Origin of the sequence: Klebsiella sp. EMBS2024 (genome assembly GCF_036233805.1) — a bacterium.
Lineage (GTDB): Bacteria > Pseudomonadota > Gammaproteobacteria > Enterobacterales > Enterobacteriaceae > Klebsiella > Klebsiella pneumoniae.
On the sequence record NZ_JAZARW010000001.1, the window covers coordinates 1,280,395 to 1,304,168 of the forward strand.

Consider the following 23,774-nt stretch of genomic DNA (forward strand, 5'->3'; position numbering starts at 1 on the left):
CGCTATCGCCCGGCCCGAAGTCGGGCGATACGCTCTCTGAGTAATGCTCTTCCGATTATGAGTTTGTCTTTTCCTTTCTGAACCATTTCCCACTCTATTTTGTGCGTGACCGCTGATTTCTGTACGTTTTTTTGTGCAGACCGGCAAATGTAGACCAGATTCAATAGGCGCCCGCACGATCGCGCCGCGCCCCTCGATTCCGCCGGATGTCTGTAAAGGAGACCCCGCCATGCCGTCACCGATGATTTATCAGGATCTCACCACTGCCGCGCTGCTCGGCCATGCGGCGCAGTATCACAGCGAGACCGAGATTGTCTCGGTGAGTACTGGCGGTGAGAAGGAGCGCAGCTGCTGGGGGGAGGTGGCCAGCCGTGCTCAGCGGCTGGCATCGGCGCTGGCGTCGCTGGGGCTGCCGCCGGGCGCCCGCTGCGCCACGCTGGCATGGAACAACCGCCGCCATCTGGAGATCTATTTTGCCGTCGCCTCCGGCGGCTGGGTGACGCACACTGTCAATCCGCGGCTGTCGGTTGACCATCTGCGGTATATCCTCAACGACGCTGCCGATGAAGTGCTGTTTTTTGACCAGACCTTTTTGCCGCTGGTAGCGCAGCTGCTGCCGCAGCTGCCGACGGTGAAACACGTCGTGCTGATGGAGTCCCGCAGCGAAGCGGCGCTCAGCCAGCTGCCCTCATTGCTGTTTTATGACGATCTGTTGCAGCAGGGGATGGCAGACTATCGCTGGCCGCAGCTTAATGAACTGACTCCGGCTTCGCTCTGTTACACCTCGGGAACCACCGGCCGGCCGAAAGGGGTATTGAACACCCATCGTTCGCTGGTCCTGCACGCCCTGAGCGGCAACCAGCCGGACGCCGCCGGCATATCGGCGAAGGACAGCCTGTTGCCGGTGGTGCCGATGTTCCATGTCAACGCGTGGGGGACGCCGTTTATCGCCGCCATGGTCGGCGCGCGGCTGGTGCTGCCGGGGCCGCACCTCGATGGCGACAGCCTGCTGCAGCTGCTGGCCGCCGAGAAGGTGACGGTGGGGTTTGGCGTACCGGTGATCTGGGCCGGCTTGCTGGCGGCGATGCGCCGGACAGAGGTCCGGCTGCCTGAATTTAAACGTGCGCTGGTCGGCGGCTCCGCGCTGCCGCCGTCGATGGCCGAGGCCTTTCAGCGTGATTACGGCATTGCGCTGACCCACGCCTGGGGAATGACCGAAACATCGCCCATCGGCACCATCAACACACCGTTGAGCAAACATGACGCGCTCCCGGCACAGGAGCAGCAAAAGCAGTGCGCCGGTCAGGGGCGGCCCATTTTCGGCATCGAACTGCAGGTGGTGGACGTGGATGGCGAACCGTTGCCCCGGGATGGTCAAAGCCAGGGGTATCTGCAGGTCAGAGGGCACTGGGTGGTAGAGCAATACTATGGTCAGGACGCGAGCGCCCTGACCGCGGCAGGCTGGTTTGATACCGGTGATATCGGTACGCTCGACGCCAATGGTTATCTGGTGATCAGCGATCGGGCAAAGGATATTATCAAGTCCGGTGGCGAGTGGATCTCCACCGTTGAGCTGGAGAATATCGCCATCGCGCATCCGGGGGTGCGCAGCGCAGCGGCCATCGCCGCCCGCCATCCGCGCTGGGACGAGCGGCCGGTGCTGCTGTGCGTCCGTGCGGAAGGGGGCGAAGTGGAGGAGACCGATCTGCTGAGCTGGTTTGAGAAGCGGGTGCCTAAATGGCAGATCCCGGACCGGGTGATATTTGTCGATGCGCTGCCGGTCAGCGCCACGGGTAAGGTGCTCAAAAATCAGCTGCGCCAGGCCTACGGAGAGATTTTAATGAGTGAGGGAAAATGAGCCATGCGCGACCCGGTCTGACGACCTGTTCTCAGTATGATGCGGCCCTGCACGCCTTGTCGGCGGCGCGCCAGCGCTGGGCGGAAACCTCAGTGAACCGTCGTCTGGCGCTCCTGCGCCAGATCAAGGATGCCCTGGCCGGCATTGCCCCGGCGTGGGTGGCCGCGGCAGCGGCGGCCAAAGGGTTGCCGGCGGGCGATCCGCTGGCGGGGGAAGAGTGGCTGGCGGGCCCCTGCGCGCTAATGGTCGGCTGCAACGGGCTTATCGCCACCCTGGAGCAACTGGAGGAGAAGACCTTTCTGCGGCGGATCCCGCTGCGGACGCTGGCGGACGGCCGCCTGGCGCTGCGGGTGGTGCCCGGCACGCTCTGGGATCGGCTGCTTCTGTCTGGTGTTCGCGCTGAGATATGGATGCAGCCAGGCGTCACCCGGGCCCATCTCGACCGCTATGCGGCGCGGGCATACGACATCCCGCCTGCCGCGCGGCAGGGCAAGCTGGCGCTGGTGCTTGGCGCCGGCAATGTGGCCTCGATTGCGCCACTGGATGTGCTACACAAGCTGTTTATTGAGAATCAGGTCTGCCTGCTGAAGCTCAATCCGGTGAATGATTATCTGCACGATCTGCTGGCCCAGGCCCTGGCGCCGCTGATTGCCATGGATGCGCTCCGCATCGTCACCGGCGACGCCCGGGCGGGAGCGTGGCTGACTACCCATCCCGCTGTCGATGAGATCCATATCACTGGCTCCCGCGAGACCCATGACGTCATCGTCTGGGGCGAGGGTGAGACGGCTCGCCAGCGTCGGGCCGCCGGGACGCCGCTGAACCCGCGTCGGGTGACCTCGGAGCTGGGCGGCGTCAGCCCCACCATTATCGTACCCGGGCCGTGGAGCGAGGCGGACATCGCTTTTCAGGCGCAGCAGCTGGCGACGCAGAAGATGAACAACGGCGGGTTTAACTGCGTGGCCAGCCAGGTGCTGATCCTGCAGCAAGGCTGGGAGCCTGCGACGGCCTTGCTGAATCAGCTGTACCGACTGATCGCCGCGAATACCCGCCCGGACTACTACCCCGGCGCTGAAAACCGGCTGACCGACTTTCGCCTGCGCGCCCGTCAGCCGCTGGAGATAGCCCGCGGTGACGCGCTACCGTTGATTGTGGCGAATACCGACGATGATCCCGGGTTCTGCCAGCAGGAGGTCTTTGGCCCGGGGCTGTCGGTCACCCGTCTTGAGGCCGATAGTGCGGAAAGCTTTCTGCGCCAGGCGATCGGCTATGCGAATCAGCGGCTGCAGGGCACGCTGGGGGCCAATATTGTGATCCACCCGCGCACCCGCAAAGCGATTGGACGTAAGCGTTTTAATGCGCTGATCGCCGAGCTGCGCTACGGCACGGTGGCGATCAACTGCTGGAGCGGGGTGGCCTTCCTGTTAGCCCCTTGCCCGTGGGGGGCGTTTCCCGGCCACACGCTCGACGATATTCAGAGCGGGCGGGGCAAGGTGCATAACAGCTTTATGCTGGAGAAAACCGAGCGCACGGTAATTGAGGCGCCGTTTCGGCCGTTTCCGCGTAGTCTTTGGCATGGCGAACTGACGCTGATGCCCCTGCCGCCCTGGTTCATCACCCACCGGGGGCAGGAAGCGGTGGCGCAGCGGCTGGTGGATTTTTACCATCGGCCGCGCTGGCGCAAATTGCCGGCGCTCCTCTGGCGCGCGCTGCGGGGCTAAGGTGAGAGCAAAAAAAAGGGCGGAACCGCGGTTCCGCCCTGCGGGATTAACGGCCCGCTTTCAGCTTCTGGTAATACTCTTCATAAATGGCGCTGGCGCTGCCGACGTCATTCTGCCATTCGCCTTTCTCAATGGTTGCGGCGTCCGGATAGAGCGATTTATCGTTGGCCACTGCCGGGCTGAGCATCTTGCGCGCCGCAAGGTTCGGCGTCGGATAACCGATGGTTTCAGCGACCTGTTTGGCGACATCCGGGCGCAGCAGGAAGTTAATCAGCTTCAGCGCGCCGTCGACGTTTTTGGCGTTCGCCGGGATCGACAGGCTGTCCATCCAGAAGATGCCGCCCTCTTTCGGCCAGATCACTTCCAGCGGAGTACCTGCCTGGCGGGCGACGTAAGCCGAGCCGTTCCATACCATCCCGAGGTTCACTTCGCCTTCCATATACGGGTTCGCCGGGTTATCAGAGTTAAACGCTGCGACGTTGGGCATCAGCTTTTTCAGCTCGTTATAGGCGGCTTCAATCTCTTTCGGGTCGGTGGTGTTGCCGGAATAGCCCAGCTTACGCAGCGCCATCTGGAACACTTCGCGCGCGTCGTCGGTCAGCAGCAGGCTGCTTTTGTATTCCGGCTTCCACAGGTCGGCCCAGCTGGTGATAGTTTTCGGGTCAATCGCCTCGCTGTTGACGCCGATGGCCGTCGCCCCCCAGATATAGGGGATGGAGTAGTCGTTATTCGGATCGAACGGTTTATTCAGCATCTGCGGATCGAGGTTGCTGAAGTTAGTCAGCTTGCTCTTATCGATCTTCTGCAGCATGCCTTCTTTGCGCATCTTGTCGACAAAGTAGGTCGACGGAACGACCAGGTCGTACGCGCCGTCTTTATAGGTTTTGAGCTTGGCGTACATGGTTTCGTTCGACTCGTAGGTCGAATAGATAACCTTGATGCCGGTCTCTTTGGTGAACTGCTCCAGCAGGCCCGGCGGCACATACTCGGTCCAGTTATAGAAATAGAGCGTTTTGCTATCGTCCGCGTGCGCAGCGCCCATGCCGATTGCCAGAGCGCTCGCCGCGAGCAGGTGGCGTGACCATTTTTTCATTTTAACGTCCCCTGAGTTTTATCACGTGCAATTAACTGACTGGCGATGACCATCACCAGCGACAGAACCAACAAAATCGTGGCCAGGGCGTTCACCTCTGGCGAAACGCCAACCTTGACCATCGAATAGATCTTCAGTGGCAGGATTTCATACCCCGGACCGGTCACGAACGAGGAGACTACCACGTCATCCATCGACAGGGTGAAGCTCAGCAACCACCCAGCGGCTACCGCCGGCAGGGCCAGCGGCAGGATAATTTTGCGCAGGATGGTCATCTCGCTGGCGCCCAGATCTTTCGCCGCCTCCAGCATCCGCACGTCAAAGCCTTTCAGGCGGGAGTAAACGGTGACCACCACAAACGGCAGGCAGAAGGTGATATGCGAAAACAGCAGCGACCAGAAACCAAGCTGGACGCCGATCAGCATAAACAGCACCAGCAGAGAGATGGCCATCACAATATCTGGCGACATCATCACCACAAACAGCATGCCGCTGACAAACGGTTTGCCGCGAAAGCGGTAACGGTACAGCGCCACGGCGGTCAGCGAGCCGATAAGGGTGGCGAAGGTCGCCGACAGCACCGCCATGGTCAGCGAGTGCTGGGCGGCCTGCAGCAGGCTATCGTTGTTCATCAGCAGGCTATACCAGTCGGTGGTGAACCCCTGCCAGTTGATGCCGAAGCGCGACCGGTTAAACGAGTTAACGATCAGAATAATAATAGGGATGTAGAGATACGCGTAGATGGCGGTCATAAAGCCGCCGCGCAGCAGTCGACCGATCATTCCAGCTCCACCTTTTTATTCAGCAGGCGCGCCGCGCGCCAGTAAATCAACAGCATCAGGCCCATCACCAGGGTTAAGGTAATGCTGGTTGCCGCGCCGAACGGCCAGTCGCGGATATTGAGGAACTGGCTTTTGATCACGTTGCCGATCAGCAGGTTCTTGGCGCCGCCCATCAGGTCGGAAACGTAGAACAACCCCATCGCCGGCAGCATCACCAGCAGACAGCCGGCGATGATCCCCGGCATGGTCAGCGGAATGATAATGCGGATAAAGGTCTGCAGCTTGCTGGCGCCGAGATCTTTCGCCGCTTCCAGCAGCGGGCGATCCAGTTTCTCAATGCTGGAGTAGAGCGGCATCACCATAAACGGCAGCAGGATGTACACCAGGCCGATGATCACCGCCGAGGGGGTGAACATAATGCGTATCGGGGTGTCGATCACCCCCAGCCACAGCAGAAACTCGTTCAGGTAACCTTTAGTGCTGAGGAAAATCTTCAGCCCGTAGATGCGGATCAACGAGTTGGTCCAAAAAGGGACGATCAGCAGGAACAGCAGCAGGGGCCGTACCTTCTGCGGCAGCCGGGCGAGGAACCACGCAAACGGATAGCCCAGCGCCAGGCAGGCGAGGGTCGCCAGCAGCGCCATGTTTAGCGAATGCAGCAGAACGTCATAATAGAGCGGATCCAGTAGCCGCGAATAGTTATCCAGCGTGAAGACCAGTTTGACGAAGTTGGCATCGTCGCGGGTCAAAAAGCTGGTGGCGATGATCATCAGGTTGGGCAGGAAGACAAACAGCACCAGCCAACCGACGATAGTGGCGATCACCACATTCTGGAATTTACTGGTGTTCTTCATCGGCCAGCACCACCTCCCAGCTTTCCACCCAATTGATAGACATTTTCTGGTCAAGAGAGTGGTCGAAATCCGGGTCGTCTTCGTTAAAGAACTCGCTGACCATCACCATTTTGCCGTTCTCCAGTTCCACCACCGACTCCAGAGTCATGCCTTTATAGTTGCGCTCGCGGACATAGCCGATCAGGCCGTCGGCGTCGCTGTTATGGTGGATCTCGTCGACGCGCAGATCTTCCGGGCGCAGCAGGACATGCAGACGCTGGCCGGCCTCCACGGCAAAATTGACGGTGATGTTGCATTCCCGTCCTTCAACGCGGGCGCGCACGCGCTGTTCGTCGAGACGTTCAATTACCGTGGCGTCAAAGATATTGATCTCGCCGATAAAGCTGGCGACAAACAGGTTCTTCGGCTCTTCGTAGATCTCTCGCGGGGTGCCGTCCTGTTCGATTTTGCCATCACGCATCACCACGATGCGATCGGACATGGTCAGAGCCTCTTCCTGATCGTGGGTGACGAAGACGAAGGTGATCCCGAGCTTACGCTGCAGCGCTTTCAATTCGTTCTGCATCTGCTTGCGCAGCTTGTAATCCAGTGCCGAAAGAGACTCATCGAGCAGCAGCAGACGCGGTTTGTTGACCACCGCGCGGGCGATGGCCACGCGCTGNTGCTGNCCGCCGGAGAGCTGGTGCGGTTTGCGCTGGGCAAACGCCTCCAGCTGCACCATCTTTAAGGCATCCATCACCCGTGGGGTGATTTCCGCCGCCGGGGTTTTCTGCATCCGCAGTCCAAAGGCGACGTTCTCGAACACCGTCATATGCGGAAACAGGGCGTAGCTTTGGAATACGGTATTGACGTGGCGGTTTTCCGCCGGAACATGAGTGATATCGTGATCTTCGAGATGGATCCGTCCGCTGTCGACGTTTTCCAGGCCGGCAATAAGGCGCAGAACGGTGGTTTTACCGCAGCCAGAGGGGCCAAGCAGAGTGAGAAACTCACCATTGTTGATGGTCAGGTTAAGGTTGTCGATGACCGTTTTACCATCAAAGCTCTTGCGAATTCCCGCCAGATGCACCAGCGGCGAACGCGAACGCGGTTGTATATTCAATTTTTGACTCTGTCCCATGTAGACGCAACGGCAAATTTCCGGCCGCTGCGGGGTTTGTGATTAACCACCTTTGGGGTTGCACGTTTTTAATAAGGGCCAGCATTCTACGGCAAACGAGGGTAATCGCCAATCCTTGATACGCCCGCATAGTCTACCTTTACACCATAACGTCGGTTCCGTTATTAAATTTCGCTTTACGGGCTAAAAATGACCTGACGCAATATTTGTCTTTTCTGGCTTATGAATAATGTTGTCACAAAAGAAGAGGGTGGCTACATGGATAAATTGCTTGAGCGTTTTTTGCAGTACGTTTCTTTGGACACGCAGTCAAAGCCTGGCGTTCGTCAGGTCCCCAGCACGGAAGGGCAGTGGAAGCTGTTACGCCTGTTGCAGGCGCAGCTGGAAGAAATGGGACTGGTCAAGGTAACGCTGAGTGAAAAAGGGACGGTAATGGGAACTTTGCCCGCTAACGTTGAGGGCGATATCCCGGCCATCGGTTTTATCTCCCACGTCGACACCTCCCCGGATTTCAGTGGTAAAAACGTTAATCCGCAGATTGTTGAAAACTATCGCGGCGGCGATATCGCGCTGGGTATCGGCGATGAGGTGCTCTCCCCGGTGATGTTCCCGGTTCTGCATCAGCTTTTGGGACAGACGCTGATCACCACCGACGGGAAAACGCTGCTCGGGGCGGACGACAAAGCCGGCATTGCCGAAATTATGACCGCGCTGGCGACTCTGCAGGCGAAAAATATTCCTCATGGCGATATCCGCGTGGCCTTCACCCCTGATGAAGAGGTGGGTAAAGGGGCGAAGCATTTCGACGTCGAGGCCTTTGACGCCCGCTGGGCCTATACCGTCGACGGCGGCGGGGTCGGCGAACTGGAGTTTGAAAACTTCAACGCCGCCTCGGTGACGATAAAAATTGTCGGTAATAACGTGCACCCCGGCACCGCGAAAGGGGTGATGGTCAACGCGCTGTCGCTGGCCGCGCGCATTCATGCCGAAGTACCGGCCGATGAAGCGCCGGAGACCACTGAAGGCTATGAAGGTTTTTATCACCTCACCAGCATGAAAGGCAGCGTCGATCGGGCCGAGATGCATTACATCATCCGCGATTTTGACCGTAAGCACTTCGAGGCGCGCAAGCGCAAGATGATGGAGATCGCCAAAAAGGTCGGCAAGGGACTGCACCCGGACTGTTATATTGAGCTGGTGATCGAGGACAGTTATTACAATATGCATGAGCAGGTGATCGCCCATCCGCACGTGGTCGATATTGCCCGCCAGGCGATGGTGGACTGCGATATTGAACCGCAGATGAAACCGATCCGCGGCGGCACCGACGGCGCGCAGCTCTCATTTATGGGACTGCCGTGCCCAAACCTGTTTACCGGTGGCTACAACTATCACGGCAAACATGAGTTTGTCACCCTGGAAGGAATGGAGAAAGCGGTGCAGGTGATCGTGCGTATCGCCGAGCTGACGGCGGCACGCAAAGGGCATTAATCTTCTCAGGCGGCCCGGTAAGGCCGCGTGTCGGACAAGATGCCGGATGGCGGCTTCGCCTTATCTGGCCTACGGTCCAGCCGGTGAGCGCGGAACCCGTAGGCCCGGCAAGCGCAGCGCCGCCGGGCAGGATGATGGCTCAGTCGCCAAAGAACCAGTAACCGCTGTTGACCAGCGCTGCCAGCATGGCGAGGAAAGAAGGATCTTCCAGCGCATCGCCAAAATGGTCGGCGCGCAGCGTCAGATGGGTGGCTAAGGCGTCCAGCGCCGGACGGTGCGGGGAGTTGATCTTCTCGCCGTTAACGAATACCTCGCCGTCAATGCGCAGCACCCGCAGGCCGCCCAGGCGTTCCAGGGTATCGCCCTGCTGCAGGGCATCGTAAATCTCATCTGGCTGATACGGCGGCTCTGGCGGCGCGACGTCGAGCTCATGACGCGACTGGGTGATAAACTCGCCGAACCACTGCTTAAAGTGCTCCGGTTGGTTAATCAGACCCAGCATCATCTCGCGCAGGCGGTCGAGTTCGGTCGGTAAAATATCCGCCGGATGGTCGCGGGACGGCACGTCCGGATCGGCGTAGCGCTGGCTGCCCAGTTCGCGCTGGAGGACATAGTCGGCAAAGCCGCTAAACAGCTCGCGGGCATTCGGCGCGCGATAGCCGACCGAATAGTTAAGCGAGTTTTCCAGCGAATAACCCTCATGCGGGAATCCCGGCGGAATATAGAGAATATCGCCAGGCTCCATCTCTTCATCGATGATCGCCTCGAAGGGGTCAACCTGCAGCAGGTCCGGATGCGGGCAGTGCTGTTTCATCGGCACCTTTTCCCCAACGCGCCAGCGCCGACGGCCGGTGCCCTGAATGATAAACACATCATACTGATCCAGATGCGGGCCGACGCCGCCTCCCGGCACCGAGAAGGAGATCATCAGGTCGTCGATACGCCAGTCCGGCAGGGCACGGAACGGATGCATCAGCGCTGCGGACGGTTCATGCCAGTGGTTAACCGCCTGCACCAGCAGGGACCAGTTATTTTCGCTCAGGTGATCGTAGCTTTCGAAAGGACCGTGACTGACCTGCCATTTTCCATCCTGATGGCTGACAAGGCGGCTATCGACCTCGCTCTCCATGGCCAGTCCTGCCAGTTCGTCCGGGCTTAGGGGGTCGATAAAATTGGCGAAGCCGCGCTTCAATACCACCGGCCGTTTTTGCCAGTAGCGTTCGATAAAGTCGGGCCAGTTAAGCGTTAATTGATAATCCATATTGATATTCCACTGCAGGTGTCTGACAGGGATTATAACGGATGCGGCGCCCTGGCGATGCAGGCGCCGTGAAAAATCTCAACGATTAACTCTGTTTATCTTCCATCTGCTGGCGGCCAAACACCACCTCCATGCAGGCGCCGCCGAGCAGGCTTTCCCCGGCGATGATCTCTCCATCATATTGTTCGACAATTTCACGCGCAACGGAGAGCCCTACCCCCTGGCCGGGACGCAGGGTATCAGCCCGCTGGCCGCGGTCGAAAACGGCCCGGCGCTGGCTCTGCGGGATCCCCGGCCCATCGTCTTCCACCAGGATGTGCAGATGGCTGTCGGTGGTCTGGCGCACGGAAACTTCCACGAACTCCAGACAATACTTACAGGCGTTATCAAGAACGTTACCCATCACTTCCATAAAATCGTTCTGCTCGCCGACAAAAGTGATCTCCGGCGAGATGTCGAGCGAGATATTGACCCCTTTGCGCTGATAGACCTTGTTGAGAGCGGAAGTCAGGCTGTCAAGCAGGGGGGCGATCGGGTGTAATTCCCGGCTCAAGAGGGTGCCGCCGCTGCGCATGCTGGCGCGATGCAGGTAATAACCAATCTGCTGCGAGATGCGGCTTATCTGCTCCAGCATCACCGGCTCCGCCTCGTCGACGCTGATCTTCTCGCCGCGCAGCGAGCGCAGTGTACTCTGCATCACCGCCAGCGGCGTTTTCAGACTGTGAGTGAGATCGGTGAGGGTAGTGCGGTATTTGTCATAGCGTTCGCGCTCGCTGCGAACCAGGCGGTTGAGGTTGCTGACCAGCCGGGTCAGCTCGCGAGTGGTGTTGGGATTGAGCTTTTCGCGGTGATGTTCCTCCAGTTCGCGCACCTCTTTGGCCAGCGACTCAATGGGCCGCAGGCTCCACCAGGCGGCGACCCACAGCAGGGGGATCACCAGCAGCAGGTTGGCGGCCAGCACATAGACAAACCAGCTCCACACCATATAGCTGCGCTTGAGCTCCACCGGAATGGTGTCGACCACCACAATGCTGAGCTGAGGCATTTTGCTGGTGGCCGGGTAGAGATTGATCGCCACCGAGTGGGTCATCTCAGAGTCGTCGCCCTGTTCGCGGATAGCGTCCAGCTGTTCCTGAATCTCATGGTTATTGCGCAACAGCATACTGCTGCTGTCGACATCGGCTTCAATCTCATGGAAGCCATTGCGTTTCAGCCATTCCGGTTGAATGCGTTTCGCCAGCCAGGGAACATCACGCTGCGCCCACAGCAGTTTGCCCTGCTCATCGTAGATAAGGGTCACCGTCGGGCTTTCCATATTCAGGTTTTCCGGGATATCGACGTCAATAGCGCCGTTTTCCCATCTCGCCAGCATATAAAAGAGATTGCTCTCGCCGCGCAGCAGGCGAAAGGTGGTTTTATCGAAGCTAACGCTATAGCCCACCAGGGCCACCATGCCGTAGGCCAGGGAGAGCACCAGCACCACCCCGGCGGTCGCCAGCAGGAAGCGAACCCGTAATGACAGCGGGAAGATATGCCGCAACAGTCCCTTCATCAGCGCAATTCGAACAGATAGCCCTGGCCGCGCACCGTGGTGATGACGTCCTGTGGGTATTCAGCCTGAATTTTCTTGCGCAGCCGACCCATCAGCACGTCGATGGTGTGGCTTTCTCGCAGTTCGGCATCCGGGTAAAGCTGGAGCATCAGCGAATCTTTGCTGACCACTTTGCCGCGGTTACGGATCAGGGTTTCCATAATGGTGTATTCAAAGGCGGTCAGCTTGATCGGCTGGTCATTCACCGACAGCTCGCGCCGGGAGAGGTCGACCTGGAACGGCGGCAGGGAGATCACCTGCGAGGCCAGACCGCTGTTACGGCGCAGCAGCGCCTGCATGCGGGCGGCAACCTCTTCAATATGGAAAGGCTTGGTGACGTAATCATCCGCCCCGGCGCTCAGCACTTCCACTTTATCCTGCCATCCTTCGCGGGCGGTCAGCACCAGCACCGGCAGCGACACGTCGTGGCTGCGCCAGCGGCGGATCAGTGATAAACCGTCTTCATCCGGCAGGCCGAGATCGACGATGGCGATATCCGGGAGATGTTCGCCCAGATAGTAGTCCGCTTCCCTGGCATCTTCCGCCGCATCGACCTGATGGCCCAGCTCCTGCAGCTGAACTTTGAGGTGGTGACGCAGCAGGGCATTATCCTCAACCACGAGTACGCGCATGGCTGTTCTCCCTAGCATTTTCGATAGTAGTCTGACGCTCATTATATACGCAAAATATAAACGGCTGTTAAATAAAGCTTTTTATAAAAAGGGCCCCTGATGCCCCCGGGCTGGCCAGCATTCGGCGGCGCCCTTTGCGCATACTGCATGGAACTCCTTCATTCTATGCGTAATTTCAATAAACGCCCAGCGGCAAGATGCGAACGGCGAGCGGGTTGGTGATGTTAATTTTTTGTGTAATAGTGCTGGAATCACCCCTCAAGAACGCCGCAGGTTATCCATTATGTTTCAGCAGCAGAGCGCGGACTGGGTCAGGCTGGCGCAATCGCCCAGCCGGACGGAACGCATCGAAGCCTTCTTCGGCGGCCACGGCTACGAACCGCACCGGCATGACACCTACGCCATCGGCCAGACGATCGCCGGCGTGCAGAGCTTTCACTATCGCGGCGGACGCCAGCACAGCCTGCCCGGCGGAACGATGGTGCTTCATCCGGACGAAATACACGATGGCGAGGCGGGCACCGAGGCGGGGTTTCACTACCGTATGGTTTATATCGAACCGGCGCTCATCCAGAAGATACTCGGCGGTAGGCCACTGCCGTTTATCCCCGACGGCTTGTCGGCGGATCCACGGCTACGTCGCGCCGCGCAGCCGCTGTTGAAAGCGGTCACGGATACCTTTGAGCCGCTGGAGGAAGAGGACGCCCTGTACGACCTGGCGCAGACCCTGGCCGTTGTCGGCGGCCAACGTTCCCGTCGCCAGGCGTTTGATTATCAGGCGGCGGAGAGGGCCCGGGAGTATATCCATGCCTGTTTTATGCAGGATATGACCCTCGACACCCTGTCGCAGGTCAGCGGCCGGGACCGCTGGAGCCTGAGCCGGGATTTCAGAACGTTGTACGGCACCAGCCCGTGGCGCTACGTCATGATGCGCCGGCTCGATTTTTGCCGCCAGCGGATGCGCGCCGGGGAGCGTCTGGTGGATATTGCCGCCGATACGGGCTTTGCCGACCAGAGCCACATGACGCGCCAGTTTATCAGCCGCTTTGGCCTCTCTCCGGGGCGCTGGCTGCGGGCGATCCGCGGATAAGGCGGCGCAGGTTGCACAATCGTTCAAGCGTCAACGCGGCGAGGCGAACTATGCTGACTGCCTTTATCATAAGGAGACAGCCCATGTTTCAACTCGTTAATCTTGCTCATAAATTTTCCCTGTTCAGCGAACAATGGCAGCCCAAAGTGGTGGCTGAAATGAATGACTATCAGTTCAAGGTCGTGCGGATCGCCGGCGACTTTATCTGGCACAGCCACCCGGAAACCGATGAGACATTGATGGTGGTGGAGGGGGTATTGCGCGTGGACTTCCGCGACGGGCATGTGCTGGTGAAGGCCGGGGAGATGATCGTCGTGCCGCGCGGGGTGGAACATAAGACCTCGGCGGAGACGGAAGCGAAGCTGATGCTGATTGAGCCGCGCGGGGTGTTGAATACCGGCCACGAGGGCGGCGAGCGGACGGCGGTGAACGACGTTTGGATCTGATCCCTTTCCGGCGATAAAACGCCCCTCTTTCCGGCGGAAAGAGGGGCAGGGCGATTACTTCAGCTCGTCAACCATGGTGGTTGCCCGACCGATATAGTTGGCCGGGGTCATCGCTTTGAGACGCACTTTTTCCTCTTCCGGCAGGGCGAGGCTGTCAATAAACTGCTTCATCCCTTCCGCGTCCACGCGTTTGCCGCGGGTCAGCTCTTTCAGCTTCTCGTAAGGTTTTTCGATACCGTAACGACGCATCACGGTCTGGATCGGCTCAGCCAGTACTTCCCAGTTGTGATCCAGTTCGTCCAGCAGGCGATCCTGGTTCAGCTCCAGCTTGCTGATCCCTTTGAGGGTGGACTGATAGGCGATCAGCGCATAGCCGATGCCCACGCCGAGGTTACGCAGAACGGTGGAGTCGGTCAGGTCGCGCTGCCAGCGGGAAACCGGCAGTTTGCTGGCCAGGTGCTGCATGACCGCATTGGCCAGGCCGAGGTTGCCTTCGGAGTTTTCGAAGTCAATCGGGTTCACCTTGTGCGGCATGGTGGAGGAGCCGATTTCCCCGGCGATGGTCTTCTGTTTGAAGTGGTTGAGCGCGATGTAGCCCCACACGTCGCGATCGAAGTCGATCAGAATGGTGTTGAAGCGCGCGATGCAGTCAAACAGCTCAGCGATATAGTCATGCGGCTCGATCTGCGTGGTGTACGGGTTCCACTGAATACCCAGCGAGGTAACGAACTCTTCGCTGAACTGATGCCAGTCGACTTCCGGGTAGGCGGCGATGTGGGCGTTGTAGTTACCCACCGCGCCGTTGATTTTACCGAGGATTTCCACCTGGTTCAGTTGACGATACTGCCGCTCCATACGGTAGGCGACGTTCGCCATCTCTTTACCCATGGTGGACGGCGTTGCCGGCTGGCCGTGGGTACGGGAGAGCAGCGGCACATCGCGATACTGGGTCGCCAGATCTTTTACCGCATCAATCAGTTTGCGCCAGTAAGGCAGAACCACTTCGTCGCGGGCGGTTTTCAGCATCAGCGCGTGGGAGAGGTTATTGATGTCTTCAGACGTACAGGCGAAGTGAATAAACTCTGATACCGCGTGCAGCTCGGCGACGTCAGCGACTTTCTCTTTCAGGAAATACTCTACCGCTTTCACGTCGTGGTTAGTGGTGCGCTCGATGGTTTTGATGCGCTCCGCGTCTTCAACGCTGAAATCGGCGACGATTTTATCAAGGAAACCGTTTGCGTCGGCAGCAAAAGCAGGAACTTCCTTGATCGCTGCGTGGGCGGCCAGTTTTTGCAGCCAACGTACTTCCACCTGAACGCGGAATTTCAGCAAACCGAATTCGCTGAAGATACCGCGCAGCGCGCTGACTTTATCGCCGTAGCGGCCGTCTACAGGGGAAACGGCGGTCAGTGAGGATAATTCCATAGATCACAACTCCGGGGTTAAATGAGCAAGAATTTGCTTTGCCTGGTTAACCAGACGATTACGGGAAAACATAAGCTGCAGACGTCCGCCGCCCACCTGATGCCAGAGCACCGCGGCGCGAATACCCGCCAGCAGCGCTGAGCGAACTTTCGCCTGCACCTGCGGGCTTTGCAGCACGGCAGGGGAGCCGGTCACCTGAATACGCGGCCCCAGCGGGCTTATCACATCGACATAGATGCCCGCCATGGCGCTGAGCAGCGTTTCGGACTGCAGGTCAAAGTGTTCCAGCTGACGGTGCAGGCCGGCGATGCGGTTGCCGAGCGTGTCCATCGCCCCTTTACTGGCGGCGAGCTTGCGCTCCAGCACCATCAGGCTCAGGGTATAGCGGGTGAGTTCCGCATTGAGGCCCTGACGGCTGCTGGTATTGAGCACCCCGAGCAGCGTTTCAAGACCGAGGCGAAGATTGGCTTCACTGCCACCGAACACCGCCAGCGTCGACTCAGGATCGAGGTCGATGATGCTGTTCAGCGACACATGCAGGGCATCGCTGTCGCAATGTCCCTGATGCGCCAGTTGCTGAACCAGTCGCGCCGCCTGGCAAACGCCAGCCAGCGCCAGGGTGATGTCATAGTAATTCTTCGCCACACATACTCCTTGTCAGCCGCCAGGGCGGTTCGTCCCGGCGGAAATAACGCGCGTTCAGGACTGCAGAGGCAGTCGTTGTTCAATAATTCCGCCGCCGAGGCACACTTCCCCTAAATAGAACACTGCGGACTGGCCCGGGGTCACCGCCGCGACCGGCTCATCGAAGCGGACTTCGATACGGTCTTCATCCAGCGCGGTAACGGTGCAGGGGATATCGGTCTGGCGATAGCGGGTTTTCACCGTGCAGCGCAGGGTGCCCTGCAGCGGTTCACGGTTTACCCAGTGCAGCTGTTGGGCAATCAGACCGACGGACATCAGGCGCGGGTGGTCATGGCCCTGGGCGACGATAAGAATATTATTCTCAACGTCTTTATCGACCACGTACCATGGATCTTCGCTACCCTCTTTGGTGCCGCCGATACCCAGCCCTTTACGCTGGCCCAGGGTGTGGTACATCAGCCCCTGATGGGTACCGATCTCCTCGCCGTCGACGGTGAGGATTTTGCCCGGCTGCGCCGGCAGATAGCGGCCAAGGAAATCGCGGAATTTACGCTCGCCGATAAAGCAGATGCCGGTGGAATCTTTTTTCTTCGCGGTGATCAGATCCAGCTCTTCGGCGATCTTACGCACCTGCGGTTTTTCCAGCTCACCCACCGGGAACAGGCTCTGGGCAATCTGTTCGTGGCTAAGGGTATAGAGGAAGTAGCTCTGATCTTTGTTGCCGTCGAGGCCGCGCAGCAGCTGGCTTTTACCGTCGACATCGGCGCGGCGCACATAGTGCCCGGTGGCGATGTAGTCGGCGCCGAGGTCTTCGGCGGCAAACTCGAGGAAGGCTTTAAACTTGATCTCTTTATTGCACAGAATATCCGGGTTCGGCGTGCGGCCAGCTTTGTACTCTTCCAGGAAGAGCTCAAAGACGTTGTCCCAATATTCGGCGGCAAAGTTAACGGTGTGCAGTTCAATGCCCAGCTTATCGCAGACCGCTTGCGCATCGGCAAGGTCGGCGGCGGCGGTGCAGTATTCCTCGCCGTCGTCTTCCTCCCAGTTCTTCATGAACAGGCCTTCCACCTTATACCCTTGCTGCAGCAGCAGGTACGCGGAGACCGAGGAGTCGACGCCGCCGGACATGCCGACGATCACTTTTTTCTGGCTTTCTGACATGGAAATACTCGCTACATTGAACTTCGAGGCGGCGTATTCTAGCACGCGCTCACCGTTCATTCACCCCCTGTGAACGGCCAGTTAAATGCGCCAATCAGCGACAGCGGCTGCCGCGGGTCCTGCAGGTAGCAGCGAATGCTTTCGGCAACCAGCGGCGAGCGCAGGTTCGGCGCGTTAAGAATTTCCTCAGCACTGAGCCACAGGCAGCGATCGATATCGCTGTCGTGTGGTTCAGTGGCGCACAGATCGCTAAGTTCGATGGCGAACAGGAAGCGCAGAAACGGCGTGTTATCGGGAGCCAGCCACTGATGCATGCGGATGAAGTGCTGCGGCGTGGCGCGAATGCCGGTCTCTTCCCACAGTTCACGTTCGGCGGCCTGCAGCAGCGTTTCATTGGCCTCGAGATGGCCGGCCGGCTGGTTCCACAGCGCTTTGCTGTTAATGGTCTCTTCGACGATGAGAAATTTATCCTGGGCGTGAACCACGCAGGCAACGGTGACATGAGGTTTAAACATCGCTTTTCCNNNTCAGTTATTCGGCTTTGCGCCAGTCGCCGTTGGCCAGTCCGTCGAGGGTATAGCCGCCCATGGCGTAGCGGATCAGCCGCAGGGTGGGGAAGCCGACGTGGGCGGTCATCCGGCGCACCTGGCGGTTGCGTCCCTCGTAGAGCGTGATTTTCAACCAGCGGGTGGGAATCGATTTGCGCTCACGAATCGGCGGGTTGCGCGGCCACAGCCAGACGGGCTCCTCGACAAGTTCTACGCCGGCAGGCAGGGTGGGGCCGTCGTTAAGGGTGACGCCGTCGCGCAAGGCGGTCAGCGCCTCGGGCGTGGGTTCGCCTTCCACCTGAACATAGTAGATCTTGCCGGTGCGCTTACCCGGCTGGGTCAGCTTCGCCTGCAGCGCGCCGTCGTTGGTCAGCACCAGCAGGCCTTCGCTGTCGCGATCGAGCCGACCTGCGGCGTAAACGCCCGCCACCGGAATAAAATCTTTTAGCGTGCTGCGCCCGGCTTCATCGGTAAATTGCGGCAACACATCATAGGGTTTATTGAACAAGATCACAGTTTTTGGCTGGCGTTCTTTACGTTGTCTGGTGACTTGTTGTGTGCTGAATCGCTCAACGCGATGTTTTCTAAATGAAGTTTTCTGCATGGTATTTTCAGGCTTTATCAATTGCCGCATTATAGCCTAATTACGAATGCCTTTCATGGACGCAAACATTCAGGTAGTATTGACATGCTCATTACAAATTATTAACAAAAAATTGCTCAAACCGATTCGCACTACAGGCAGGAAGGCGACACGGACGCGATAGCTCCGGTGAGCGGGAAGACCCGGTACGCCGAAGCTGGCCGACTCAGCCAACACCAGGCTCGCGTGAAGAGGGAAGAGCAGAACCAGAAGCGCTCGAAGGAGAGGTTAATGGAAAGCAAAGTAGTAGTTCCGGCGGAAGGTCAAAAAATCACCCTGCAAAACGGCAAACTGAACGTCCCTCACAATCCGATTATCCCGTTCATTGAAGGTGACGGTATCGGCGTTGACGTTACCCCAGCGATGCTGAAAGTGGTTGATGCCGCCGTTGAGAAAGCCTATAAGGGCGAGCGTAAAATTTCCTGGATGGAAGTTTACACCGGTGAGAAATCAACCCACGTCTATGGCCAGGACGTCTGGCTGCCAGCTGAAACCCTCGATCTGATTCGTGACTACCGCGTTGCTATCAAAGGTCCTCTGACCACCCCAGTCGGCGGCGGCATCCGTTCTCTGAACGTGGCGCTGCGCCAGGAGCTGGACCTCTACGTCTGCCTGCGTCCGGTACGTTACTACCAGGGCACCCCGAGCCCGGTTAAGCACCCTGAACTGACCGATATGGTTATCTTCCGTGAAAACTCAGAAGATATCTATGCCGGTATCGAGTGGAAAGCCGACTCTGCGGAAGCAGACAAAGTCATCAAATTCCTGCGCGATGAGATGGGTGTGAAGAAAATTCGCTTCCCGGAACATTGCGGCATCGGCATCAAGCCGTGCTCTGAAGAAGGCACCAAACGCCTGGTGCGCGCCGCGATTGAATACGCGATCACCAACGATCGTGATTCCGTCACTCTGGTGCACAAAGGCAACATCATGAAGTTCACCGAAGGCGCGTTCAAAGACTGGGGCTACCAGCTGGCTCGCGAAGAGTTCGGCGGCGAGCTGATCGACGGCGGTCCTTGGGTGAAAATCAAGAACCCGAACACCGGCAAAGAGATCGTGGTGAAAGACGTGATCGCCGATGCGTTCCTGCAGCAGATCCTGCTGCGTCCGGCGGAATACGACGTTATCGCCTGTATGAACCTGAACGGCGACTATATCTCTGACGCCCTGGCGGCGCAGGTTGGCGGTATCGGTATCGCCCCGGGCGCCAACATCGGTGACGAGTGCGCGCTGTTCGAAGCGACTCACGGTACTGCGCCGAAGTATGCCGGCCAGGACAAAGTGAACCCGGGCTCCATCATCCTGTCCGCAGAGATGATGCTGCGCCACATGCAGTGGTTCGAAGCCGCAGACCTGATCGTNAAAGGNATGGAAGGCGCTATCGCCGCCAAGACCGTGACCTATGACTTCGAACGTCTGATGGAAGGCGCTAANCTGCTGAAATGTTCAGAGTTTGGCGACGCGATTATCGCGAACATGTAATCCCGTTGGTGGATTAAGTAAAAGCGGGAGCCGATGGGCTCCCGCTTTTTTTCGCCTTCAGGCAATTAATCTGCCGGACGCTTGAAGCATTAGGCGATGGCGAATGTCCCGCAGCGCAACGTTCAACAAAGCTATATACCTCATGACAGGGAGAGATCCATTTGCCGTAAGAGCTCGCATGAAAACGGATTGCACGCCAGGCGTCATGCTGATGGCCCGACCGGCTTAAACCGGGGCCGTTCGGCGAAAATGTGCTGTAGCCTAAACTCAGGCTATCCGCGCACTTTCAGATTAAACAGCCGGGACAGCGCCGCTTTGCCGCTATCCGTCACTTGTACTTCCCGATATCCCGGTGCGCGCGTTATCCATCCTTTTTGCAGGAACAGCGTCATTAGCGCCGAGCCGGCGTCGCCTCCCAGATGAAAACGTCTTTCGCTCCAGTCGAGACAGGGGCAGCAGGGCTTACGCCGTGGGCGGGCGTTCAGTACTGCGCCAAGGCGTTCAAGCTGGGTTTTACCGGCTGACGTCAGGGCCAGGCCATCTGCCGCCAGCCATTTTTCCCGCAGCATATACTCATAAATATTCACCGCCAGCTCGCCCGCCAGATGGTCGTAGCAGGTGCGTGCGTAACGAAGATTAACCGGCGTGCTGGGGAGAAGCGTCTTATGCGCCAGCATAGAGACGCCCATCAGGTTTTCCAGCAGCCCGGCAATATGCGAGCCCGCCAGGCGGTAATAGCGGTGGCGCCCCTGCGCGAGACACACCACCAGCCCGTTGCTGAGCAGCCGGGCAAGATGGCCGCTGGTGGTGGAGGCGGACACCTCGGCGACCGTACTGAGTTCGGTTGCCGTCCATGCGCGCCCGTCCATCAGCGCGCACAGAATACTGACCCTTGACGAGTCAGAGAGGGCGGAGGCCACCATCGCCATAGCGGTTTCCAGCGCCTCCTCTGGCTCACTGTCTTGCTGCGGTTTCAGGAGATTCATTCAGAAAGTATGGCCCATTTTTTGGTCACTTCCGCTGCCCGGGCGTCATCATCGGTAAGGAGAATGAGCCGGTTACGGTGGTCGCTGTACTGTACCAGAATATTAATACCATTATGGGCCAGGGTGTCTGCGATGTCTCCCAGTTCCCCTGGTCGTTCCTGAGGTAACTTTCGTATCAGAGGACGGCATACATTGCTGACCGTAAAGCCGGCCTCGGTCAGCACCCTGCGGGCTTTCTCACCGTCTTCCACCAGAAAATGCGCATGTCCGGCATCAGGCGTGGTGAATACGCCACCGCCTTCGAGCCCCACGCCGTTGTTACCCAGCGCCTTACCCATTGCGCCAAGCGAGCCCGGCGAGTTGCTGAGAATCACGTGAATGTCATACATCTGACTGTGCTCCCCGATCCGATGCGTAATCCCGGAACACGCGGGCTACGCGTATTCTGTAATATGAAAAAATCGATGCTTTGCCTTCGCGCTGGGCAGCCAGATGCCGCTCATTTTGCTGCCAGTTGGCCACCGAGGCTTCATCTTCCCACCAGGATAGCGAGAGGATTTTGCCGGGCGTACTCAGGCTCTGAAAGCGCTCAATGGCAATAAACCCCGGCGTGTCTGAAAGCAAAGGCGTCAGCCCGGCCGCCAGCTGAAGATATCTTTCCTGTGCTTCTGGTAAGGCGTCGGCCTCAAAAAGTACCGCAATCATAAGTCTGCTCCGTGGTGAATTTCCCTGCAGTCTACTGACGGTCAGAGCAGGAAGCTTCGGTGTGCAGCGAAATATGCCTGGCAGGAGATCAACGATTGCAACGGAAATGCTCCCAGGCGTTATTGCGATGGTGAATAAAAAAGAACGCCAGCCATGCGATACGGCAGCCTGAGCGCACAGGGCTGGCTGAGTTTTAGTGAAATCGCGATGTGGGGGGATAAACCCTGACGGCTGCGGCTATCGATGAAAGCGATCGCCGACGGGCAGTACGGGCGGGGAAGACGTTTTACTGACATGCAGAATATGAACCCGGAAACGCTCGCCCGGACTAGCGAAGCGCCGCCGGGCAATAATCGAAAGAGCACGTTGTCTGCCACCGGTCACGCCTTCAGGCTCCGCGCTCTCCTCGGGCCTTAGCCGGGAGACCTGCGTCTCGCCTACTGTGCATGGCGGCGCAGGGTGGAGGCGGGGTGGCGCCGCAGCGCCTCTTCGGGACGCACAGGGCGCCGCACCAGTTCGCCGCCGCAGTTCGGGCAATGTCCGTTCAGTCGCGTCGTCATGCAGTCCCGGCAAAAGGTGCACTCGAACGAGCAGATAAACGCCTCGGGTGAGTCTGGCGGCAGATCTTTATCACAGCATTCGCAATTCGGACGTAACTCGAGCATCAACTTCTCCTCTGGTGAACGGCTATATCAGCGACGGCGGGCCAAAGCACGCTATGTTTATATCATGCCGCGATCGGTCCGCCGAGAATTTCCTTGCGCGGTAATCGCCTTCTCAGAGGGTCGCCTTCCCGGGCTGCATTCCCGGTACGAGGATCACTTTGCGGCACGCCTCTTCACGTTTCTCAAAAATCTGATAGCCGCGCGCGGCCTCCTCCAGCGGCATATGGTGAGTGACAATCTCCTCCGGGGTAAGCAGCCCTTGCTCAATAAGCGCCAGCAGATCCGGCAGCCAGGCGTGGACGTGGGTTTGTCCCATCCTGAAGGTCAGTCCTTTATCAAAGGCATCGCCAAACATAAAGCCGTGGATGAAACCGGCGTAAACCCCGGGTACGCTGACGATGCCGCCGCGGCGCACGGCGGCGATGCACTGGCGCAGGGCTTTTCCGCTGCTCCCCTCGATTTTCAGGGTGCTGAGGACGGTTTCCGTAAGGCTACCTTTCGCCTCGAAGCCCACGGCGTCGATCACCGCGTCGACGCCGCGATGGCCCAGCGTGTTATCGATAATCCACTGCGCAGGATCGTCATGGTGGTCAAAGTTTATCGGGATCGCGCCATAGCGTTGTTGCGCGAAATCGAGTCGGTAATCGTTATGATCGATGATAAATATCTGTTCTGCGCCATTGAGCCTGGCGCAGGAGGCGCAGAGCAGGCCTACCGGGCCGGCGCCAAAAATAGCCACGCTACTGCCGGGTTTGACCTCGGCGTTTTTAACCGCCTGCCAGGCGGTGGGCAGAATATCTGACAGAAACAGCACCTTTTCATCGGGTAAGGTGTCTGGCACTTTAAACGGTCCGGTATTGGCTTTGGGGACCCGTACATATTCCGCCTGGCCGCCCGGGATCCCGCCGTACAAATCGCTATAGCCAAACAGCGCCGCCGGTGGCGAAATGCCTTTTCGATTGAGCGTCGCGCCCTGGCCGCTATTGGTGCTTTCGCAGGCGGCATACTGCTGCAAGCGACAAAAGAAGCAGTCTCCGCAGGCGATGACAAACGGGATAACCACCCGGTCGCCTTTGCGGACCGCGGTGACCTCGGAACCGGCTTCCACCACTTCCCCCATAAATTCATGGCCGAAAATATCACCATGGTGCGTGCCGGGGATCTTTCCGCGGTACAGATGCAGATCGGAACCGCAAATCGCTGTCGCGGTGACGCGCAGAATAATATCGTCCGCTGCCTCAAGAGCCGGGTCAGGCATGGTGTCGACGCTGACATGATGCGGGCCGTGATAAGTGAGTGCTTTCATAGAATATTCTCCTCGAGAGAAAGGTTGACAGCATGCGGTTCTTCGGCCTGGTGAACGGCTGCTATCGTCACCGATAAATCATCGTAAAAAATAAAGCGTAGAGTACTAATAATGGAACTGCGTGATATTCCAGGAGCTGAATATATTCCACGCTTCGATTATTTCCCGGCCGGTCTGTTCGAGTTATTTGCCTATTGCCCTTATGTGTGCCAGTATTAATCGGGCATGATATTCGCTCCATTTTGTTTGCTAGCCGCTTCCCCAGCGGC

Annotated in this window: 24 protein-coding genes; 6 read left to right on the plus strand and 18 right to left on the minus strand. The window is 58.5% G+C overall.

Features of this window, described 5'->3' with window-relative positions; genetic code table 11:
• The first annotated feature begins 229 nt into the window (after positions 1–229).
• Positions 230–1,858 carry a long-chain fatty acid--CoA ligase gene (locus VZP09_RS05725; RefSeq protein WP_004224123.1) on the plus strand — a complete coding sequence of 543 codons (1,629 nt, stop codon included), beginning with the start codon at positions 230–232 and terminating at the stop codon, positions 1,856–1,858.
• Positions 1,855–3,579, plus strand: a complete 1,725-nt coding sequence (locus VZP09_RS05730; protein ID WP_009484094.1) for an aldehyde dehydrogenase family protein — start codon at positions 1,855–1,857, stop codon at positions 3,577–3,579. The genes VZP09_RS05725 and VZP09_RS05730 overlap by 4 nt, the downstream gene beginning before the upstream one ends.
• Before the next feature lie 46 nt (positions 3,580–3,625).
• Here VZP09_RS05730 and potD read toward each other — a convergent pair whose 3' ends face one another.
• Genes potD through potA form a run of 4 tightly spaced genes read right to left on the minus strand, consistent with a single transcriptional unit; the run spans position 3,626 to position 7,428 of the window.
• Positions 3,626–4,672: a spermidine/putrescine ABC transporter substrate-binding protein PotD gene (gene potD / locus VZP09_RS05735; RefSeq protein WP_004140590.1), complete on the minus strand. Its 1,047-nt coding sequence runs from the start codon at positions 4,670–4,672 to the stop codon at positions 3,626–3,628.
• Positions 4,669–5,454, minus strand: coding sequence for a spermidine/putrescine ABC transporter permease PotC (gene potC / locus VZP09_RS05740; RefSeq protein ID WP_004150813.1), 786 nt, complete (start codon positions 5,452–5,454; stop codon positions 4,669–4,671). The genes potD and potC overlap by 4 nt, the downstream gene beginning before the upstream one ends.
• A complete protein-coding gene (gene potB / locus VZP09_RS05745) occupies positions 5,451–6,308 on the minus strand; it encodes a spermidine/putrescine ABC transporter permease PotB (protein ID WP_004150812.1) in 858 nt (285 codons plus the stop codon). Before potB ends, potC begins: the two co-directional genes overlap by 4 nt.
• Complete coding sequence (potA, locus tag VZP09_RS05750) at positions 6,292–7,428, minus strand: spermidine/putrescine ABC transporter ATP-binding protein PotA (protein ID WP_328794953.1); 1,137 nt, start codon at positions 7,426–7,428, stop codon at positions 6,292–6,294. The genes potB and potA overlap by 17 nt, the downstream gene beginning before the upstream one ends.
• 258 nt (positions 7,429–7,686) lie before the next feature.
• Between potA and pepT the strand changes: the two genes are divergently transcribed.
• The gene (gene pepT, locus VZP09_RS05755) at positions 7,687–8,919 is read left to right on the plus strand and encodes a peptidase T (protein WP_004150810.1); all 1,233 of its coding nucleotides are present in this window, start codon (positions 7,687–7,689) and stop codon (positions 8,917–8,919) included.
• A gap of 139 nt (positions 8,920–9,058) precedes the next feature.
• Here the strand turns inward: pepT and VZP09_RS05760 are convergent, their stop codons facing one another.
• The 3 genes from VZP09_RS05760 to phoP all read right to left on the minus strand — a co-directional run bounded on the left by VZP09_RS05760 (position 9,059) and on the right by phoP (position 12,403).
• Positions 9,059–10,180 (minus strand): ribosomal protein uL16 3-hydroxylase, encoded by a 1,122-nt coding sequence (locus VZP09_RS05760; protein ID WP_004176560.1) that lies wholly within the window; start codon positions 10,178–10,180, stop codon positions 9,059–9,061.
• Between the two features lie 85 nt (positions 10,181–10,265).
• Positions 10,266–11,732, minus strand: coding sequence for a two-component system sensor histidine kinase PhoQ (phoQ, locus tag VZP09_RS05765; RefSeq protein WP_004147969.1), 1,467 nt, complete (start codon positions 11,730–11,732; stop codon positions 10,266–10,268).
• Positions 11,732–12,403: a two-component system response regulator PhoP gene (phoP, locus tag VZP09_RS05770; protein WP_004150807.1), complete on the minus strand. Its 672-nt coding sequence runs from the start codon at positions 12,401–12,403 to the stop codon at positions 11,732–11,734. The genes phoQ and phoP overlap by 1 nt, the downstream gene beginning before the upstream one ends.
• A 283-nt stretch (positions 12,404–12,686) precedes the next feature.
• Between phoP and VZP09_RS05775 the strand changes: the two genes are divergently transcribed.
• Together VZP09_RS05775 and VZP09_RS05780 are read left to right on the plus strand one after the other, a co-directional pair.
• Positions 12,687–13,493 (plus strand): AraC family transcriptional regulator, encoded by an 807-nt coding sequence (locus VZP09_RS05775; RefSeq protein ID WP_087637815.1) that lies wholly within the window; start codon positions 12,687–12,689, stop codon positions 13,491–13,493.
• An 83-nt stretch (positions 13,494–13,576) separates the two neighbouring features.
• A complete protein-coding gene (locus VZP09_RS05780) occupies positions 13,577–13,939 on the plus strand; it encodes a cupin domain-containing protein (protein WP_004213084.1) in 363 nt (120 codons plus the stop codon).
• 54 nt (positions 13,940–13,993) lie between these two features.
• On the opposite strand, the gene purB is transcribed toward VZP09_RS05780, so the two are convergent.
• From purB to rluE, 5 genes are all read right to left on the minus strand, one after another.
• Positions 13,994–15,364 (minus strand): adenylosuccinate lyase, encoded by a 1,371-nt coding sequence (purB, locus tag VZP09_RS05785; protein ID WP_004176557.1) that lies wholly within the window; start codon positions 15,362–15,364, stop codon positions 13,994–13,996.
• Between the two features lie 3 nt (positions 15,365–15,367).
• Positions 15,368–16,009 (minus strand): high frequency lysogenization protein HflD, encoded by a 642-nt coding sequence (gene hflD / locus VZP09_RS05790; RefSeq protein ID WP_004140557.1) that lies wholly within the window; start codon positions 16,007–16,009, stop codon positions 15,368–15,370.
• A gap of 54 nt (positions 16,010–16,063) precedes the next feature.
• A complete protein-coding gene (mnmA, locus tag VZP09_RS05795; protein WP_004150803.1) occupies positions 16,064–17,170 on the minus strand; it encodes a tRNA 2-thiouridine(34) synthase MnmA in 1,107 nt (368 codons plus the stop codon).
• 56 nt (positions 17,171–17,226) lie between these two features.
• A complete protein-coding gene (locus tag VZP09_RS05800) occupies positions 17,227–17,685 on the minus strand; it encodes an NUDIX hydrolase (RefSeq protein ID WP_023282363.1) in 459 nt (152 codons plus the stop codon).
• 16 nt (positions 17,686–17,701) lie between these two features.
• Positions 17,702–18,352, minus strand: coding sequence for a 23S rRNA pseudouridine(2457) synthase RluE (gene rluE / locus VZP09_RS05805; protein ID WP_004150801.1), 651 nt, complete (start codon positions 18,350–18,352; stop codon positions 17,702–17,704).
• Between the two features lie 240 nt (positions 18,353–18,592).
• Between rluE and icd the strand changes: the two genes are divergently transcribed.
• Entirely contained in the window at positions 18,593–19,843 is a 1,251-nt protein-coding gene (icd, locus tag VZP09_RS05810; protein WP_328794954.1) for an NADP-dependent isocitrate dehydrogenase, read from the plus strand.
• Between the two features lie 272 nt (positions 19,844–20,115).
• Here the strand turns inward: icd and VZP09_RS05815 are convergent, their stop codons facing one another.
• The 6 genes from VZP09_RS05815 to VZP09_RS05840 form a co-directional block, all read right to left on the minus strand.
• Positions 20,116–20,829 (minus strand): ArsR/SmtB family transcription factor, encoded by a 714-nt coding sequence (locus VZP09_RS05815; RefSeq protein ID WP_032414785.1) that lies wholly within the window; start codon positions 20,827–20,829, stop codon positions 20,116–20,118.
• Complete coding sequence (locus VZP09_RS05820) at positions 20,826–21,218, minus strand: ACT domain protein (protein WP_023159861.1); 393 nt, start codon at positions 21,216–21,218, stop codon at positions 20,826–20,828. The genes VZP09_RS05815 and VZP09_RS05820 overlap by 4 nt, the downstream gene beginning before the upstream one ends.
• The gene (locus VZP09_RS05825) at positions 21,211–21,534 is read right to left on the minus strand and encodes an antibiotic biosynthesis monooxygenase family protein (protein WP_008807712.1); all 324 of its coding nucleotides are present in this window, start codon (positions 21,532–21,534) and stop codon (positions 21,211–21,213) included. The genes VZP09_RS05820 and VZP09_RS05825 overlap by 8 nt, the downstream gene beginning before the upstream one ends.
• Before the next feature lie 119 nt (positions 21,535–21,653).
• The gene (locus VZP09_RS05830; protein WP_032415655.1) at positions 21,654–21,830 is read right to left on the minus strand and encodes a hypothetical protein; all 177 of its coding nucleotides are present in this window, start codon (positions 21,828–21,830) and stop codon (positions 21,654–21,656) included.
• Between the two features lie 141 nt (positions 21,831–21,971).
• Complete coding sequence (locus tag VZP09_RS05835; protein ID WP_004140530.1) at positions 21,972–22,199, minus strand: DUF1272 domain-containing protein; 228 nt, start codon at positions 22,197–22,199, stop codon at positions 21,972–21,974.
• A 112-nt stretch (positions 22,200–22,311) separates the two neighbouring features.
• Positions 22,312–23,505 carry a zinc-dependent alcohol dehydrogenase gene (locus VZP09_RS05840; protein ID WP_023286245.1) on the minus strand — a complete coding sequence of 398 codons (1,194 nt, stop codon included), beginning with the start codon at positions 23,503–23,505 and terminating at the stop codon, positions 22,312–22,314.
• Positions 23,506–23,774 lie beyond the last annotated feature (269 nt).